This is a genomic window from Xanthomonas sp. BRIP62415, assembly GCF_003993515.1.
GTDB classification, from domain to species: domain Bacteria; phylum Pseudomonadota; class Gammaproteobacteria; order Xanthomonadales; family Xanthomonadaceae; genus Xanthomonas; species Xanthomonas euroxanthea.
This window is the reverse complement of the sequence record NZ_QEZH01000025.1, coordinates 11,884-30,369: the sequence shown is the minus strand read 5'-3', so window position 1 is coordinate 30,369 and position 18,486 is coordinate 11,884. Positions and strand designations below refer to the sequence as shown.

Genomic DNA, 18,486 nt, shown 5'->3' with positions numbered 1-18,486 from the left:
CCCTGTACGTCGGTCGCGACGGCATGTGCCGGGTCGAAGGCCTAAAACGTGTACTCCAGCCCGGCGGTGACGGTGCGCGACGGTGCGGCCTGGCGGCCCCACGGGCTGGTATCCACACCGCGGAACCAGTACTGCCGATCGAACAGGTTGTTGATCGCCAGCGACGCGCTGAATTTCTGTCCATCGCGTTCGAACAGCGTATGGCTCACCTGCGTGTTCCAGACCCAGTACGACGGCAGCTCGCCGACCGAGGCGATGGCGTTCTCCTGCACGGTGTTGGCGGCATCGCTGTAGGCCTTGCTGAAGTAGTAGCTCGACAGTGCGACAGTGGTGTGACCGAGCGTGTAGTTGCCGCCCAGCGTGATCTGGTTGCGCGAGGTGTAGGGCACGCGCAGCCCGCGGAACGCGCCCGATTCCTGGCTGGCATCCAGATACGCATAGCCTGCGTTGAGGGTGAGCGCACGCAGGTTTTGCGGGCTCCATTGCAGTTCCAGCTCGCCGCCCTGATGGCGGGTCTTGCCGAGGTTGCGGAACACGCGCGTGGTGTTGTCCAGCTGGATCTGCTGGTCGAAGTCGATCAGATACGCGCCGAGCTGGATGCGGGTGCGGTCGTTGGGCTGGTAGCGCGTGCCGGCTTCGTAGTTCCACGCCAGTTCGGCATCCAGGTTGTTGCCGAAGATGATCTGGGTGACCTGCGGCGCGCGCAGCGAACGTTGCCCGTCCGCATAGAAGAACCACTGTTCGTTGGCCTGGAAACCCAGCGTCAACCCTGGCAGGACATCGCGGGTCTGGTTGCGCGTGCGCAGGCCGGTGGCGCGATTGAAGTAGCGCGAATCCAGCCGCTCGTAGCGCAGGCCCGGGGTGATGGTCAGGCGTTCGTCGGGCAGGGTGATCGCGTTGCTGACGTAGGCGGCCAGGGCACGGTCTTCGAACTGCCAGTCGCGCACGCTGGTGAACAGGCCATCGCGCAGACGCAGATTGCCGACCAAAAAATCGATGTCCTCGTGCACCGCACGCACGCCGGCAGTCCATTGCTGGCGCACGCCACCGGCCTCGCCCATGGTCCAGCTCAGGCGCGGCTCGCTGCCGGCCACGCGGAAGTCGCGCGGTGCGGTCTGGCGCAGTTGCGGCGGCAGGTCCGAACGCCAGGTCTCGGTGGCGGCCTGGCGCATGCCGACGATGAAGTTGCGGCTGCTGCGCGCGCTGAAGTTGGTCCAGGACAACCGCACATCCTGCAGCGGCCCCCAGTCTCCAAGCAGTTGCTCATAGCTCAGCGACGCACGCGTGGTACGCCCGTTGAAGCTGTCCAATGGGCGCGTGGACTGGCGCGGATCGCGCCGGTAATCGTCCGGGCTGAGTGCGCCGGCCAGGTCCATGTCCACCAGATAGCGCTGCACGCTGGCCTTGAGCAACTTGGTGTCGTCCAGCCACCACTCCGCACGCACGCGCAGATTACTGATGTCGGTATCGCTGTGTGCGCGCCAGTACTCGCCGTAGGTGCGATTGGCATCGACCTGCAGGCCGAAATTGTCGCTGAGGTAGCCGCCGCTGCTGAGCGCGCTGTCCTGCAGGAACTGGCCCTGGCCGCCGGCGGTGACCTTGTGCGCCAGCGTGGTGCTCCACTGGCTGGGGATCTCCTTGCTGACCAGGTTGATCACGCCGCCCACGTTGTTCGGCCCGTACTGCACGGCCGCGCCACCGCGCACGATATCGATGCGGTCGATCTGATTTAGCCCCACCGGGAACAACGACAGGCTGGTCTGCCCGTACGGCGCCAGTGCCAGCGGAATGCCGTCTTCCAGCACCTGCACACGCCCGCTGCGGCTCTCGTACAGGCCGCGCAGCATCAGCTGCGGCAACGCGCCGGTGCCGGTCTCGTCGAAGATCTTGATGCCCGGCACGCGCTGCAGTGCATCGTCCAGCGAGCGGTTGCCGTCATTGCGCAGTTGTTCGCGGTCGATCACCTGCCGGCTGCCGGCATAGCGCTGCACGTCGTCGGGCCTGGAGCGCCCGAGCAGGCTGCCTTGCACCTGGATCGTGTCCAGTGCGCGGATCGGCGGTTGCGCATCGGTGGCCGTCGCATCCGGCGAGTCGGCGGCAACTGCCAACTGCGGCAGGGGCAACGTGGCCGCAGCGATGGCGATGGTCAGTGCGTGGAAACGGAACGTCGACATCTACGGCGTGCTCCTGCGGGCGGGTGGTGGAGTAGGGGCGGCGAAGGTGGCCAGGTGAGCGCGCAGGGCGCGTTGAATCAGCGCGCGGTCTTCGCCGGCAAGCAGCCAGCGCAGGTCCGGTTGTTGCAGCCAGTGCGCGCGCTGCGCATCGGTGCGCGGATTGGGGCAGAACGGCACGTCGGCCGCAACGCAGTGCGCATGCAGTTGCAGCAGCAGCGCCCACACCCGTGGATGGGTCGGCTGCGGGCCCAGGCCCAGATCCAGCGCAAGATCCAGTGCGCCCTCCATCACCACTGCCACACCGGGCACGGCCAGCATCTCCGGTAGCGCCGCAATGCCGGCGGCACTTTCGATCATCGGCACGATGCGGATGCCGTCATTGGCCTGCGCGATGTAGGTGGGCAGGTCGACAGTGCCGAAGCCGGTGACGCGCCCGCCGGTGATGCCGCGCCGGCCCAGCGGCGGAAACCGCGCCGCGGCGATGGCATCAGCCAGTTGCGTGGCCGATTCGGCGCGCGGAATCACGATCCCGCGTGCGCCGGCATCCAGCACCCGGCCGATCAGTTTTTCGTCCACTTCCGGCACCCGCACCCAGGCCTCGCAGCCGGACAGCTCGCAGGCGCGGATGGCGTGTTCCAGGTCGTCCGGCGCGCGCAGCACGTGTTCCAGATCGAGCACCACAAAGCCGTAGCCGATGCGGCCCAGCAGCTCGCACAACTGCACGCTCGGCACTGCGTTGAGAACGCCAACCGCAAACGTCATGGATGAGGCCGCCAATGGAACGGGCGCTCATCCTGCTCCGGATGGGAATGATTATCAAGTGGATTTGAGGGGCAGTTTTCGGTGCCCTGGTCGCAGTTTGATCAATGCAGGCGTGCGAGCCGTTCCGCACTGAAGCACCTGCACGCCACAAGAAAAGACCCGCAGGCGCTGCCGGCGGGTCTTCGTTTTCGTGCGGCGCTGCGTGGTCCCGCGCGCGATTACGAGGCCGGCACCCGCAATGCCCGATACGGCGGGGTGGACATCACCATCTCGGCCAGCGAGTAGGCCAGTTCGCGTTCGGCCAGCACGGCGCCGTCGGCGCCATGTTCGAGCAGGTGCTTGACCTCGGTATCGCTGTGCGCGCGTGCCAGCAGCGTCAGCGACGGGTTGATCGCGCGCAGTTTGGCCAGCGCCTCGCCGGCTTCCAGCGGCTGCGGAATCGCCAGAATCGCGATCTTGGCATGCTCCGGGCGGGCTTCGGCCAGCACGCGGTCGGCCGCCGCACTGCCGCGGATGCCGGGAATGCCGGCCGCATGCGCCTTGGCCACGTGATCGCCGTTGTCGTCGATCACCAGCACCGGCACGCCGCGGCTGCGCAGCAACTGCGCCAGCGCACTGCCCACGCGCCCATAGCCGATGACGATCGCATGGCCGTCCAGCGGCAGCGGCGGGCCGGGCGGCAGCTCCGGCTCCACCTTGGCCGGGGCGTCCTGCGCCTGCCTGGCCTGCCAGCGGTCCAGCCACGAGAACAGGAACGGGTTGGCGATGATCGACAGCAGCGCACCGGCCAGGATCAGGTCGCGCCCGGTTTCCGGCAGGATGGCCAGCTGCACGCCCAGCCCGGCCAGGATGAAGGAGAACTCGCCGATCTGCGCCAGGCTGGTGGAAATGGTCAGCGCCGTCCCGGTGGGATGGCCGAACGCACGCACGATCACGAACGCGGCCAGCGACTTGCCCAGGGTCACGGTCAGGAACGTGGCCAGCACCTGCCACGGATGCTCGACCAGGATCATCGGGTCGAACAGCATGCCCACCGAGACGAAGAACAACACCGCGAATGCATCGCGCAATGGCAGCGAATCGCTGGCGGCCTTGTGGCTGAGCTCGGATTCCTTCAGCAACATGCCGGCAAAGAACGCGCCCAGCGCGAACGACACCCCGAACAGCGTGGCCGACAGGAACGCCACGCCCAACGCGATGCCGAGCACGGCCAGGGTGAACAGCTCGCGCGAGCCGGTGGCGGCGACCTTTTCCAGCGACCACGGAATCACCCGGCGGCCGACCACCAGCATCACCGCCACGAACGCCACCATCTTGAACAGCGTCAGGCCGAGCGCGGCCAGCAGCGAGGTGGATTCGCCGTCATGCGCCGCTGCCGGCGCGCCGCCGCCCAGCACCTCGGCCAGGGCCGGCAACATCACCAGCGCGATCACCATCACCAGGTCTTCGACGATCAGCCAGCCCACCGCGATGCGGCCGCGCTGGGTTTCCAGCAGGCGGCGTTCTTCCAGTGCGCGCAGCAGCACCACGGTACTGGCCACCGACAGCGCCAGGCCGAACACCAGGCCATGCATCAACGGCCAGCCCATGCTCCAGGCCAGTGCCCAGCCGAGCAGCGTGGCGACCACGATCTGCGCCAACGCGCCCGGAATCGCGATCCATTTCACTTCCATCAGGTCGTCGAGCGAGAAGTGCAGGCCCACACCGAACATCAGCAGCATCACACCCAGCTCGGACAGCTGGTTGGCCATCGTCTGGTCGGCCACAAAGCCGGGCGTGAACGGCCCGACGCAGACACCGGCCAGCAGATAGCCGACCAGCGGCGAGAGTTTCACCTTCTGCGCGAGCGTGCCCAGCACGAAAGCGACCGCGAGGCCGACGGCGATGATGTCGATGAGGCTGGTGTCGTGATGCATTCCAATCCGTTGTGAGAGTGTCCGAGAGAGCGTCGCGGGCGCGACCAGCCAACGGCACTGCGCCGGGCATCGCCTGCGGGCATTGCGTGGTCATGGCTGGAGTCCGGCGCGGGGGAACAGGACCGCGTTGCTGGTCCGGTTGGCCGGACGCCCATAGTACACAGCGCTTGATTAACGTGATGCGACACGCAGCGCATGCACGCACGCGGACGCATGCATCGGACCTCCGCGCGCTGGCGCAGCGCCCTGCGCGCACTGGCGCAGGCTGCGATGCACGGCGCATGCCCGGCACGCCGATTCAACATAGACGACACCGCTTCGCCCCTGCGCAAGGCCGCTGCGCGGTGGCGGCCGACAATCGGAGCCCCCAGTGGAGTGCCTGCGTTGTCCGGCAGGCCCACGCCCTCATCGCCCCTGTTGCGGGCGATGCCCTACGAGCCAGGCCATGCATCTCAGCGATTTCGCAACACCCCACTTCCGGCACGATCCCTATCCGACCTACGCACGGCTGCGTGACGAAGGGCCGCTGGTGCAGGTGGCGGACGGGCGGCTGATGTCCGGCCGCTACGCGGTGGTCGATCGGCTGCTCGGCGATCGCCGGCTCGGCCGCGATTACCTGCAAAGCATTCGGTTGCGTTACGGCGAGGCGGCGGTGCACCTGCCGCTGTTTCAGGGCATGAGCCGCATGTTCCTGCTGCTCAACCCGCCGCTGCACACCCAGTTGCGTGGATTGATGACACAGGCCTTCGGTGCGCGGCAGATGGATGCCATGCGCCAGGTGGCCGGCGATACCGCCGCCGGGTTGATCGACGCTTTCCAGGCAAACGGCCACTGCGATCTGCTGACCGAGTTCGCGTTCCCGCTGCCGATCGCCATCATCTGCCGGATGCTGGACATCGATGCGGCCGATGCCACCGCGCTGAGTCATGCGACCAGTGCCCTGGCAAAGGTCTTCGATCCGATGATGACGGCCGAAGAACTGCAGGCGACCAGTGTTGCCTACGACCAGCTGGCAGCATATTTCCACGACGTGATCGCGCAACGCCGCAGCGATGGCGGCGAGGATCTGATCACGCGCTTCATCCAGGCCGAGGACAACGGTCGCCGCCTGAGCGATGAGGAGATCGTCTCCAACGTGATCCTGCTGTTCTTTGCCGGCCACGAGACCACTTCCAACATGATCTGCAATGCGCTGGTCGCCCTGCATCGGCACCCGCAGCAATTGCGCCTGCTGCAGGACACCCCGAGCCTGCTGCCCAATGCAGTGCTCGAGTGCATGCGTTACGACAGCTCGGTGCAGATCGCCACGCGCACGGCCTTGCAGGAGTTCGAGATCGAGGGCGTGGCGGTTCCGCAGGGCGCCATGCTGTACCTGATGCTGGGCGCGGCCAATCACGACAGCCTGCAGTTCACCGACCCGCAGGTGCTGGATATCCGCCGGCAGCAGGGCCGCGCGCTGTCCTTCGGCGGCGGCATCCACCACTGCCTGGGCAACCGGCTGGCCCTGATCGAGATGGAGGCCGCGCTGTCCTGCCTGCTGGAACGTCTGCCGGCGCTGCGGCTGGAGCAGCGCGACACGCTGAACTGGAACGACCGCGCCAACCTGCGCGGTGTCGACGCGCTGCTCGCCTCCTGGTGAGGTCGTCGGGCAATAGCAGCCAACAAACCCTCCCACACGCTGCACGGATGGCGGCAACGCGTTGACCACGCCGCCGACGCACGGTGGGCCATCACTATGGCGTTCAACGGGACAGACACCATTGCGGCAGATGGCACAGCCGCTGCACGCATGTTGCGATGGCCACAACGACAAACACCGCCGAGCGATCGGCGGTGTTTGCGTGAGAGATGCGCTGATCGAAACGTTCGATCAGCACGTTGCGATCGAGCGTGGCGGCCTAGAACCGATAGGTGACCCGGCCGTACCAGTAACGCCCGTTGAAACCGAACGGTGACAGCGACGAATACTGCAGGCCGCCGGCGCGGTCGTCGTAGCCGGTGGTCAGCTGCGCCTTGGTCGGGTACTGGTTGGTGAGGTTGTCCGCGCCCACGGTGAAGGTGAATGCGTTCCAGGTCTGGCTGGCGGCCAGGTTCAACAGCCAGCGCGCGTCGTAGGTCTGGTCCTGGCTGCCATCGGCCGGGTCGCTGATGCGCTTGATCGATCCGTAGCGGGTGGCGTTGAAGTTCAGCGCAAAGCCGCCCAGCGTCCAGTCCGCTGCGGCCATGTACTTGGTACGCGGGGTGGCATCGGTGAGCAGGCCCTGGCTGGCCCGCCCGAAGTTGGGGTTGGACAGTTCCAGGATCGTGGTCTTGTTGTAGTTGGCGCTGGCACTGAGGTTGAGCTTGCCGTAGCTGCCCAGGTCGGCGAGATAGCTGTTGATCCAGTCCACGCCACGGGTGCGGCTGGTGGCGCCGTTGACGAAGAACTGCACCGCGGCCACCTGGCCGATCGGCTGCGCCAGCTGCAGCTGGTCCGAGTACAGGATCTGGTCCCAGATGCGGATCTGGTAGACGTCCAGGCTGGATGTGAAGTTGGCCGTCGGCTGCCACACGCCGCCCAGGCCGTAGTTGGTGGATTTCTCCGGGCTCAGCGGGCCGGCGCCCAGCGCCACCGCGACCGGGTCGGAGGTGCGGTAGGTGCCGACCTGCACCAGCTCGCCGTTCTGGATCAAGGTCACCACCGAGGCATAGTTCTGCTGTGCCAGCGACGGCGCGCGGAAGCCGTTGGAGATGGTGCCGCGCAGCGAGAAGGTATCGCTGAAGGCGTAGCGCGCCGACAGCTTGCCCGAGCGCGTGGAGCCGGCGTCGCTGTAGTTTTCGTAACGCCCGGCGATGCCGCCGGACAGCTTGTCGGTGATGTCCGCTTCCAGGTTGGCGTAGACCGCGTTGCTGTGGCGGCCGAACTTGCCGGCCACCGACGGCTCAAGCCCGGAGAACACCTGGGCGCCACCCGGATATGGGGCACCGTCGTCGGGATTGATGGTGTTGGGATCGAAGAAGTACGACGCCGGCGAGCCGGCGGTGATCTGGTAGCGGTCCTGGCGATGCTCGGCGCCGAAGGCCACATTGACCGGATACGCCAGGCCCCAGTCGAAGGACTTGTTGACGTCCAGGTTGATCGTGCCCTGTTCGGTTTCGAAGCCGCCGGAATTGAAGTTGGTCGGCGAGCTGCCGGTGGTGTAGTACAGGTTGGTATTGATGCTGTTGAGGATGTTGAAGTTCATGTCGTTCTTGCCGTAGGTGGCCGACATGTCCCAATTCCAGTCGCTCTCGGTGCTGCCCTTCAGGCCCAGCACCGCCGAGCGGTCGTTGGTGGGGTTGTAGATCTGCGGCAGGAACCCGTTCGGGTAGATCGCCTGCACGTTGCGCGCGGTGTTTTCAGCTGCGCGGTAGTAACCGTTGGAGGTGACTTCGCGCCGGCTCATGCTGAGGTGGCCGTACAGCTCCAGGTTCGGCGAGAACGCATAGCCGAACGCGGCCAGCCCCTGGTAGAACGTGGAGGCCGGGTCGCCGTGGCGCTGGTAGGGCACACCGCCCGGGTTGGGCGTGCCCGGCACGGTGGTGGCGCGGTTGGTGTTTTCGCCGCGGTTGGTGCTCATGGTGTTCTGGTAGTTCCAGGACAGCCGCACCCAGCCCGGAGCGGTATCGCCGCCGCTGCCGCCGAAGGGCAGGCCGACCGAACCGTCGATGCCGTTCTGCTCGCCATCGCCCTTGTCCATGATGCCGCCATTGATCGACACGCTATTGCTGCCGGCATCGGCGCCATGCTTGAGCACGATATTGACCACGCCGGCGATGGCATCGGAGCCGTATTGGGCCGAAGCGCCGTCACGCAGCACCTCGATGCGCGCGATGGCCGACATCGGCAGCGAGTTCAGATCGGCCGGTGCCGAACCGCGCCCGACGTACGGGTTGTAGTTGATCAGCGAGGAGGTGTGATAGCGCTTGCCGTCGACCAGCACCAGCACCGCATCCGGCGACAGCCCGCGCAGCGTGGCCGGGCGCGCAGCATCGTTGCCGTCGGAGATTGCCGGGCGCGGGAAGTTCAGCGAGGGCAGCAGCTTGCCCAACGCGGTGGCGATGTCGGTCGCGCCGGTGGCCTGCAGCGACTGCTCGGTGATGATGTCGATCGGCGATTCGGATTCGGCCACGGTGCGGTCGCTGACGCGTGTGCCGGTGACGATCAGCGTATCCAGGGTTTTCTGCGGCTGGTCAGGCTGCGATTGCGCACTGGCGGCAAACGTACAGACGGTGAGCGCGGCCGAGATCGCAAGCGAGAGTGCGTTGGAGGTGTGCATGGGAATGGAGACTCAAGGGGGATGATGGACGCAGCACTGCGCTGCGTGTGGTGCGGGGGAAGAGAACGGCGGACTGCGTGATCCGTGTCGCCTGCACGCAGCGCGTGTGCGCTGGCGGGATGGCGGGCACGGCAAGGACAACGGACTGCCACGCAGCGTCTGCTGCGTGGCGCATCCTTGCGAAATGAGGGGGGAACTTGCCCTGTCGCGACAATCGGACAGGGCGAGCGATGCTGCGGGCGTGCCGCCTGGTCTCAGCGACGTGGGGCGCGGCGATCGAGGTGCCGGTCGTTGCCGACCGGCACGTGGGGATTTACCACTTGTAGCTCACGTTGGCATACACCAGCGCGCCGTTGAAACCGAACGGCGAGGCGCTGCTGTACGGCAGGTAGGTGCGCGTGCCCAGGCCGGCTTCCTGGCGGTCGGGATACTCATTGAGCACGTTGTCGCCGCCGATGGTGAAGTTCCAGTCGTTCAACTTGTAGGACGCCGCCAGGTCCAACGTCCACTTGGCCGCATAGGTCTGGTCGCTGCCGGCGTTGGTGCCGAAGGTGCTGAACTCGCCCCAGCGCGTGGCGGTGCCGGTGAACGACCAGTTGCCCGGCGACCAGGTGCCGCCCAGGAAGAACTTGTCGCGCGGCGTGCCTTCGGTGATGCGGCCCAGTTCGGCGCGGCCGATGCGCACTGCACCCGGATCGATCGCTTCCAGCGCTGCCGGGTTGTCGGCGATCCGTTCCACGTCGGTCTTGTTGTAGTTGTAGCCGGAGGTCAGCTCCGCGCTGCCGCCGTCCAGGTTCCAGCGATAGGTGCCGACCGCATCCACGCCCTGGGTCTTGGTGTCCACCGCGTTGGTGAAGTAGCGCCCGCCACCGATGCCCGGGAAGCCATTGGCCTGCAGGTAGTTGCGCGCCGCATTGGAGGTGAGGTTTTCCGACAGCACGATGCGGTCATCGATCTCGATGCGATACGCATCGACCGTGATGTACAGGTTTTCGATCGGCTGCAGCACCACGCCAAGCCCGTAGTTCTTGGATTCCTCGGCCTTCAACGGCTCGGCGCCCAGTGCAATGGCGGCCGGGTTGTCGGTACGGAAGGTGCCGATCTCGAACGGGATCGCGGTGACCGTGCCGTTGGGCTGGGCCACGTTGAGGAACTGGGTGGCGATCGACTGGAAGTTCTGCTGCTGCAGCGACGGCGCGCGGAAGCCGGTGGAGGCAGTGGCGCGGACGGCCACCTTGTCGGAGAACGCATAGCGCAGCGACAGCTTACCGGTGGCGGTATCGCCGAAGTCGCTGTACTTCTCGTAGCGGCCGGCCAGCCCGGCGGAGAACTTGTCGGTCAGATCCGCTTCCAGGTCCACATAGGCCGAGTGGCTGTTGCGGTTGTAGTAACCGGCATCGGAGAGCTTGAAGCCCGGGAACACCTGTGCGCCCGGAATCAGCGTTCCGGCCGCAGATGGAATGCCGCCGTTGGCCGAGGATGCCGCATCGCCGGGCGACTGGTTGAACTTTTCGCCGCGCCATTCCGCACCGAAGGCCAGCGTGACCGGATACGCCAGGCCCCAGTCCAGGGTCTTGGTGAAGTCGGCATTGAGCACGTTCTGGGTCACTTCCAGCGTGCCGGCATGGAAGTTGGTCGGGCTGGCCAGCCCCAGGCTGTTGTTCAAGCTGTTGCGCACATCGAAGGTGAGATTGTTCTGGCCGTAGTTGTAGCTCAGATCGATGTTCAGGCCGCCTTCGGTGGAGGTCTTCAAGCCACCGACCCACGACACGTCCTTGCTGACGTTGTAGATCTGCGGCAGGAAGCCGTCCGGGTAGATTTCCGGGCGGTTGCGGTTGTCGCCGGCAAAGCGGAAGTAGCCGTTGGACAGCACCTCGCGGCGGCTGACCATGCCGAACGAGTAGAAGGTCAGGTAATCGGTGGGGCTGTATTCGCCATTGAACGAGATGGCGCCCTGGTCGATGTCCGGGTCGCCGTAACGCTGCTCCACGCGACCGCCGAACGGCAGTGCGCGGTTGGTCTGGTCCGAATGCCCGGCCTGCGCGGCCAGGTGCACCTTGCCGGTGCCGGCGAAGCTGAAACCGGCATCGCCGGATAATTGATACTGCTCGCCGTCGCCGGCGCTGTACTTGCCGTAGCGGCCATTGACGCTGCCGCCTTCGCCGCTGCCCTTGAGCACGATGTTGATCACGCCGGCGATGGCGTCGGAGCCGTACTGCGCCGACGCGCCGTCGCGCAGCACTTCGATGCGCTCCACCGCGGCGATCGGAATGGTATTGAGGTCGGCCGGCGACGAACCACGGCCCTGGGTGTCGTTGAGGTTGATCAACGCGGTGCTGTGGTAGCGCTTGCCGTTGACCAGCACCAGCACCTGGTCGGGTGACAGGCCGCGCAGCTGCGCCGGGCGCACTGCATCCGAGCCGTCGGAGATGGCCGGGCGGGGGAAATTCAACGAGGGGATCGCGCGTGACAGCGCGGTCGCCAGCTCGGTGGTGCCGGTCGATTCCAGCGCCTGCGGCGAGATGATGTCGATCGGCGATGCCGATTCGGCCACGGTGCGATCGGCCACGCGCGTGCCGGTCACGATCAGGGTATCGAGGGTTTTCTGGGTGGGAGCTTGTGACTGCGCAACTGCGCTTGAAGCGGAAAACGACAGTGCAAGAACAACGGCAACTGCGAGTGGACTGGTCTTGCAATTCATGCGGTGACAACTCCGAGTGGGGAACGGATGCATCGCAGGGGCCCCCTTCCCGGGCCGCGTCCGTTGCGGCAGCTGCGGTGCGTTCCCAACCATTGACCACGCATAACCGCATGTCAAATTTTGGTTATGTTGCGCTTGCAACCGTCATCGCAAATATGCTTATGAAAACGTTGCCAGCTTGCACCAGAGTGATGCGTCACTTGCACCCGACCTGCTGCTGCACGGGTTTTTTTGCACCATCATGGACATCGATAGCAGTTATGAAACTTCTGCATCAGAACGTGATTTGCACCGCATCAGCACTGCGTTGCGCAGGACCATGGAACACCGCTTCGATGTTGTTGCCATCTGGATCCAGGGCAAACGCTGCGTAATAACTCGGGTGATACGGGCGCACGCCCGGTGCGCCGTTGTCGCGGCCGCCGTGGGTGAGGGCGGCCTGATGGAACGCATGCACCATGGCGACATCGTGCGCCTGGAAGGCCAGATGGTGGCGGCCGGTGAGTACGCCTTGCGCCACCGTGTGGCGATCGGACACGAACAGCTCGTCGGCCCAGAAGAATCCCTCGCCTTCGCCACCGATCGGAATGCCCAGCACATCGAGCACGGCCTGGTAGAAACGTCGGCTCGCCGCCAGGTCGTGGACGACCAGATGCAGGTGGTCGATCAGACGGCCGCGTGAGAGTTGCGCTGCGTCCATGGTGGGTGCTCCATCAGGGTGGAAGCGCGTTGATACCACTGCGGCCGCCGGTGGCTCTTCACGGCGCATCGATGCCCGCATCTGGATGGCCTGCATCAGGAACGCCGCAAGCACGCCAGGCAAAAACGCACACGCCCCGGGCAAGCCGGGGCGTGTGGTCGAGCGTCAGGATGCAATCGTGCAGCGTGCCTGGGCACTAAGTGCCTGGCAACACCGCAGGCTAGGTCGCCGGGTTACCAGCGATAGTTGATGCGGCCGTACACGTAGGCACCATTGAAGCCGAACGGCGACAGGTTGCTGTACGGGAACTGCCCGCTGGTGGAGTTGGCAAAATTGTTCTCGTCCGGGTACTCGTCCAGCAGATTGTCCGCACCCAGGGTCAGCGTCCAGCGATCGATCTTGTAGCTGGCCGAGGCATCCACCACCCACTTGGCGCCGAAGGTCTGGTCGTTGATCGCCGCGGCCGGACGCGTGCTGTACTTGCCATAGCGCGTGGCACCCAGTGCCAGCGTCCAGTGCTCCAGGTTCCAGCTGCCGTTGACCAGGAACTTGTCGCGCGGGAAGCCTTCTTCGATGCGGCCGCGTTCGGTGCGGTCGATGCGCTCCAGGCTCAGCCCGTTGGCCGACAACGCGGCCGGATTGGCCGCGACACTGCGCACCTCGGTCTCCGAATAGTTGTAGCCGGCGGTCAGGTCCACGCTGCTGGCGGCCAGCTGCCAGCGGTAGCTGCCGACCACGTCCACACCGCGCGTGCGCGTGTCCACCGCGTTGGTGAAGTAGCGCCCGCCGTTGATGCCGAAGATGCCCTGCGCTTCGAGCAGGTTGCGCACGCCGGTGCCGGTGAGGTTGGACGACAGCACGATGCGGTCGTCCACGTCGATCTGGTACGCATCCACGGTGAGGTAGAGCGTATCAGTCGGCTGCAGCACCAGGCCCAGGCTGTAGGACAGCGAGGTCTCGGCATCCAGCGGCTCGGACCCCAGCGCACGCGCGACGGTGCTGTCGGCCGGGAAGGTGCGGATCTCGAACGGGTTCGGATTGCCGGCCAGGAAGGTGGTGCTGGTGGACTGGAAATACTGCTGCGCCAGCGACGGCGCGCGGAAGCCCGACGCCACCGTGCCGCGCAGCGCGACCCTGTCGGTGAACGCATAGCGGCCGGACAACTTGCCCGAGGCCTGGCTGCCGAAATCGTTGAAGTCTTCGTAGCGGCCGGCCAGGCCGGCGGAGAACTTGTCGGTGAAATCGGCTTCCAGATCCGCATACAGCGCGTAGCTGTCACGCGAATACTGCCCGGACACGCTCGGCGCAAACCCGCCGAAACCCTGCGCGCCACCGGCCAGCGTGCCGGCCTGGAAATACGAGCCCACTTCGCCCGGCGACTGGTTCCACTTCTCGTTGCGGTATTCGGCGCCGAAGGCCACCGTCACCGGATACGCCAGGCCCCAGTCGAAGCCGCGCTTGACGTCCAGGTTGACGATGTTCTGCGTGGTCTCCAGCGCGCCATCGTAGAAGGAGGTCGGCGAGGTCGGCCCCAGGCTCACGTTGAGCGTGTTGCGGGTGTGGAAATCGATCTTGTTGTAGCCGTAGTTGTAGCTGGCATCCCAGTCCCAACCGCTGGCCGTGGACCCGCGTACGCCGGCCACCAGCGAGCGGTCCTTGGCGTAGGTCTGGATTTCCGGCAGGAAGCCCTGCGGATAGACCGACAGGATGTTCTGGGTGCTGCCCGGCGCGCGGAAGAACGCGAACGAGGTGATGTCGCGGTTGCTGGCGGTGGCAAAGGCGTAACCGGTGATGCTGTCGCTGAAGGCGAACTCGGTATTGGCCGACACCGCCTGCGCGTTGACGTCCGGGTCGCCGATCTTGAACGCCTTCTGGCCCAACGCCGGCTGCGAGGCGCTGGGGGCGCCGGCATAGCCGCGCGCACGGTCAGTGGGGTCCTGCTGGTTGAGCTGGGCGGCCACATGCAGCCAGCCGCGCTCGTTGCCGTACGCCACGCCGGTGTCGCCGGACAGCTCGTAGTTGCTGCCGTCGCCGGCCGAGTACTGGCCGAAGCCGGCCTGCAGGCTGCCGCCCTTCTCCGCGCCCTTGAGCACGATGTTGACCACACCGGCAATGGCATCGGAGCCGTATTGTGCCGAGGCGCCGTCGCGCAGCACTTCCACGCGCGCGATCGCCGCCACCGGAATGGTGTTCAGATCCACCGCCGCGGCGCCGCGGCCGATGGTGCCGTTGAGGTTGAGCAGCGAGGAGGTGTGGCGGCGCTTGCCGTTGACCAGCACCAGCACCTGGTCCGGCGACAGGCCGCGCAGCTGCGCGGGGCGGATCGCGCTGGTGCCGTCGCTCAGCGCCGGGCGCGGGAAGTTCAGCGACGGCAGCGCGCGGGCCAGTGCGGTGGCCAGCTCCGAGGTGCCGGTGGCCTGCAGCGACTCGGCGCTGATGATGTCGATCGGCGATTGCGATTCGGCCACGGTCCGGTCGGACACCCGGGTACCGGTGACGATGACGGTGTCCAGCGTGTTGGCGGGCGCGCTGGCCGGCGTGGCGCTCTGGGCAAAGGCGGGGGAGGCGAGCAGCGCCGCAACCACGGCGGTTGCGAGCGAGGACAGCGGGTAATTCATGACAACTCCGAACGGGGGTCCAGGCAGGACCAGCAAGGCTGGGCAGGGTCTGGTCGCGGCGACGCGAAGGAACGACGGCCAGCCCGAAGGCGCTAATTATTCGTTAACGCTAGAATGGCGTCGCAGGAGTGCTGCTCATCTGCTCATTCCTTTTCGTTCTATCGGACTGTCCATCAATGATTTCCCTGCGCAACTTCTCCATGCGACGCGGCGAGCGTCTGCTGTTGTCCAACGTCGACCTGACCATGCATGCCGGCTACCGCGTCGGTGTGGTGGGCCGTAATGGCACCGGCAAGTCGAGCCTGTTCGCCGCGGTCAAGGGCGAGCTGGAGGCGGACAAGGGCGATGTCGACCTGCCCGGCAAGGTGCGCACCGCCAGCGTCTCGCAGGAAACCCCGTCGCTGCCCGATCCGGCGCTGTCGTTCGTGCTGGGCGGCGACATCGAGGTCTCCGCGATCCTGCAGGAAGAGGCCGCGGCCACCGCGCGCGAGGACTGGGAAGCGGTGGCCAATGCGCACCAGAAGATGGCCGAACTCGGCGCCTACGATGCCGAGGCGCGCGCCGGCAAGCTGCTGCACGGCCTGGGCTTCCCGGCCGACACCCATCACCGCGCGGTGTCCTCGTTCTCCGGCGGCTGGCGCGTGCGCCTGAACCTGGCGCGCGCGCTGATGATGCCCAGCGACCTGCTGCTGCTGGACGAACCGACCAACCACCTGGACATGGACGCGGTGCTGTGGCTGGAGCAATGGCTGCTCAAGTACCCGGGCACCTTGCTGCTGATTTCGCATGACCGCGAGTTTCTCGACAACGTGGCCACCCACACCCTGCACCTGCACGGCGGCACCGCCAAGCTGTACGTCGGCGGCTATACCGATTTCGAGCGCCAGCGCATCGAGCACCTGCGCCAGCAGCAGATCGCCCACGACAAGGAACAGGCCGAGCGCGCGCATCTGCAGAGCTTCATCGACCGCTTCAAGGCGCAGGCCAGCAAGGCCACCCAGGCGCAGAGCCGCATGAAGCGCCTGGCCAAGATGGCCGGCACCGAAGCGGTCCGCGCCGAGCGCGAGTTCCGCATCCAGTTCGCCCAGCCCAATCGGCTGCCGTTTTCGCTGATCCGGTTGAATCATGCGGCTTGCGGGTATGCGGCTGCGCCGCGGGAGCCGGGAATCGGGAATGGGGAATCGCAAAAGCGCGGGTCCAGCGATGCCATCACCGTGCTGCACGATGTCGGGTTCGGGCTGGAGGCGGGTGACCGGATCGGATTGCTGGGACCCAATGGTGCGGGTAAGTCCACGCTGGTGAAGACGCTGGTGGGCGAGCTTGCGCCGCTGTCGGGCGAGCGCAGTGCGCATCCGGACCTGCGGATCGGCTACTTCGCCCAGCACACGGTGGAGTCGCTGCACGAGGGCCAGTCGCCGATGGATCACTTCCGCGAGCTGTCGCCGGATGGCGCCAACCAGGCGTTTCGCGACTTCCTGGGCAAATGGAATTTCGCCGGCGACCGTGCCTTCGAGGTGGTGGATGGTTTTTCCGGCGGCGAGCGCGCGCGTCTGGCGCTGGCGCTGATCGCCTGGCAGCAGCCGAACGTGCTGCTGCTGGACGAACCGACCAACCATCTGGACCTGGAAATGCGCGAGGCACTGGCCGAAGCGTTGAGCGACTTCGAAGGTGCGATCGTGATGGTCTCGCATGACCGCCATCTGATCGGCCTGGTCTGCGACAGTTTCTGGCGCGTGGCCGATGGCGTGGTCGAGCCGTTCGAAGGCGACCTGGACGAATACGCCGCCTGGCTGCGCAGCCGCCCGGCCGCCCAGGGCACCAAGCAGAAGATGGCCGAAGTGGCGCCGACACCGCCACCGCCGACCAAGCCGCTGCCGCCGAAGAAGGCCGTCAACCCACACAAGCTGGCCAGCGCCGAAAAGCGCGTCGGCGAACTGGAAGCGGCGTTGGCGGCGCTGGACCGCGAGCTCGCCAACCCGGGCAACTATGCCGACAGCGAGAAGATGGCTGTGCTGGGCCGCGACCGCGAGGCCACCGCACAGCAACTGGCGGCTGCGGAAGCGGCGTGGATGGAGCTGATCGAGGGGGTGTAGCAGCGGGGTCGCGGTGATGGGGCTGGTGATGGTGCCTTTTGATCGCTGGTGCAAGAGGGCGAAGGTGATGGAAGTAGGCTTCGCGCCCGTACCCTCATCCAGCGCTACGCGCCACCTTCTCCCAGCGGGAGAAGGGAGCAAGCCGCAGCTCTGGTGATTAAGCCCCTCTCCCTGCGGGAGAGGGGTTGGGGTGAGGGTACGACGGAAGACAGCCATCTCGATGGAAGGGCTGGGTGAGGTGCGGCGCAGCCATCTCACAAGAGAGGCAGCGTCGCGTGCACGCAGGCAACCGGCCCGGGAACGCATCCAGCGTCACCCCGGCGTTTGCTCCACCAACAACCACGCAAGAAACCTGCGCCCAGCCTCGCTCTCCGCCCGCGAGCGCAGCCGCGTCAGCCAATAACGTCCAGCGTCGATCTGGATCGGAAACGGGCACACCAGGCGCCCGGCATCCAGGTCCTGGCGAAACATCGGCAGCGGCAATAACGCCACACCGATACCGGCCGCCGCGGCGCTGGCCAGGGTCAACGAGGAATCCAACATCGCCCCGCGTGCGGCGATTTCGGCCACACCCGCGGCACGAAACCACTGCGGCCATTCGTCCTGGCGATACGAGCGCAATAACGGCAGCTGCGCCAGATCGGTCGGCGTGCGCAAGCCACGTGCCAAGGTCGGCGCACACACCGGCGCGAACGGCGCCTCCATCAACGCCTCGGCAATCTGCCCCTGCCAGTCGCCATCGCCAAACCGGATCGCCAGATCCAGGCCTTCGCCGGCCAGGTCGACGCGGTTGTTGTGAGTCGACAGGCGCAGCTCGATCTCCGGATGCGCCGCATGAAAGGCATCCACGCGCGGCAGCAGCCAGCCAGTGGCGAAGGTGCCCACCACGCCGACGCTGAGCACCTCGCGATAGCGGCCATCGGCAAAGCGCTCCAGGGTGGCGGCAATGCGATCGAAGGCCTCGGCCAGCACCGGCGCCAGCGCCGCGCCCTCGTCGGTGAGTGCCACCCCGCGCGGTAGCCGATGGAACAGGCTGCTGCCCAGCTGCTGCTCCAGCGCCTTGATCTGGTGGCTGAGTGCGGCCTGGCTGACGCACAGCTCGCTCGCCGCACGGGTCAGGTTCTGGTGGCGTGCGGCGGCCTCGAAGGCGCGCAAGGCGTTGAGCGGGAGGCGAGGGCGTGGCATGCGCAGAGATTAGTTCAATTCATGCCAGGGATCGAAACA

11 protein-coding genes are annotated in these 18,486 nt (G+C 66.4%); 2 read left to right on the top strand and 9 right to left on the bottom strand.

The features are described from left to right. Positions 1-41: 41 nt before the first annotated feature. From EO141_RS11720 to ybaL, 3 genes are all read right to left on the bottom strand, one after another. Positions 42-2,174, bottom strand: coding sequence for a TonB-dependent siderophore receptor (locus tag EO141_RS11720; protein ID WP_127169277.1), 2,133 nt, complete (start codon positions 2,172-2,174; stop codon positions 42-44). Further along, positions 2,175-2,936: an aldolase/citrate lyase family protein gene (locus tag EO141_RS11715; RefSeq protein ID WP_127169276.1), complete on the bottom strand. Its 762-nt coding sequence runs from the start codon at positions 2,934-2,936 to the stop codon at positions 2,175-2,177. Positions 2,937-3,154: 218 nt separating this feature from the next. Beyond that, positions 3,155-4,852 carry a YbaL family putative K(+) efflux transporter gene (ybaL, locus tag EO141_RS11710; RefSeq protein WP_104650239.1) on the bottom strand — a complete coding sequence of 566 codons (1,698 nt, stop codon included), beginning with the start codon at positions 4,850-4,852 and terminating at the stop codon, positions 3,155-3,157. A 445-nt stretch (positions 4,853-5,297) separates the two neighbouring features. Here ybaL and EO141_RS11700 point away from each other — a divergent pair, with 445 nt between their 5' ends. After that, positions 5,298-6,491 (top strand): cytochrome P450, encoded by a 1,194-nt coding sequence (locus EO141_RS11700; protein WP_127169275.1) that lies wholly within the window; start codon positions 5,298-5,300, stop codon positions 6,489-6,491. A 103-nt stretch (positions 6,492-6,594) separates the two neighbouring features. Here the strand turns inward: EO141_RS11700 and EO141_RS21840 are convergent, their stop codons facing one another. The 5 genes from EO141_RS21840 to EO141_RS11680 form a co-directional block, all read right to left on the bottom strand. Further along, positions 6,595-6,729 carry a hypothetical protein gene (locus EO141_RS21840; RefSeq protein ID WP_255437892.1) on the bottom strand — a complete coding sequence of 45 codons (135 nt, stop codon included), beginning with the start codon at positions 6,727-6,729 and terminating at the stop codon, positions 6,595-6,597. Between the two features lie 21 nt (positions 6,730-6,750). After that, the gene (locus tag EO141_RS11695; RefSeq protein WP_126941971.1) at positions 6,751-9,150 is read right to left on the bottom strand and encodes a TonB-dependent receptor; all 2,400 of its coding nucleotides are present in this window, start codon (positions 9,148-9,150) and stop codon (positions 6,751-6,753) included. A 313-nt stretch (positions 9,151-9,463) separates the two neighbouring features. Continuing rightward, entirely contained in the window at positions 9,464-11,851 is a 2,388-nt protein-coding gene (locus tag EO141_RS11690) for a TonB-dependent receptor (RefSeq protein WP_127169274.1), read from the bottom strand. Between the two features lie 274 nt (positions 11,852-12,125). After that, entirely contained in the window at positions 12,126-12,551 is a 426-nt protein-coding gene (locus EO141_RS11685; protein WP_164739178.1) for a VOC family protein, read from the bottom strand. A 233-nt stretch (positions 12,552-12,784) separates the two neighbouring features. After that, the gene (locus EO141_RS11680; RefSeq protein ID WP_127169273.1) at positions 12,785-15,169 is read right to left on the bottom strand and encodes a TonB-dependent receptor; all 2,385 of its coding nucleotides are present in this window, start codon (positions 15,167-15,169) and stop codon (positions 12,785-12,787) included. 176 nt (positions 15,170-15,345) lie between these two features. Here EO141_RS11680 and EO141_RS11675 point away from each other — a divergent pair, with 176 nt between their 5' ends. After that, positions 15,346-17,262, top strand: a complete 1,917-nt coding sequence (locus EO141_RS11675; RefSeq protein ID WP_126969715.1) for an ABC-F family ATP-binding cassette domain-containing protein — start codon at positions 15,346-15,348, stop codon at positions 17,260-17,262. 312 nt (positions 17,263-17,574) lie between these two features. Here the strand turns inward: EO141_RS11675 and ampR are convergent, their stop codons facing one another. Then, positions 17,575-18,447, bottom strand: a complete 873-nt coding sequence (gene ampR, locus EO141_RS11670) for a LysR family transcriptional regulator AmpR (protein ID WP_127169272.1) — start codon at positions 18,445-18,447, stop codon at positions 17,575-17,577. Between the last annotated feature and the right edge of the window lie 39 nt (positions 18,448-18,486).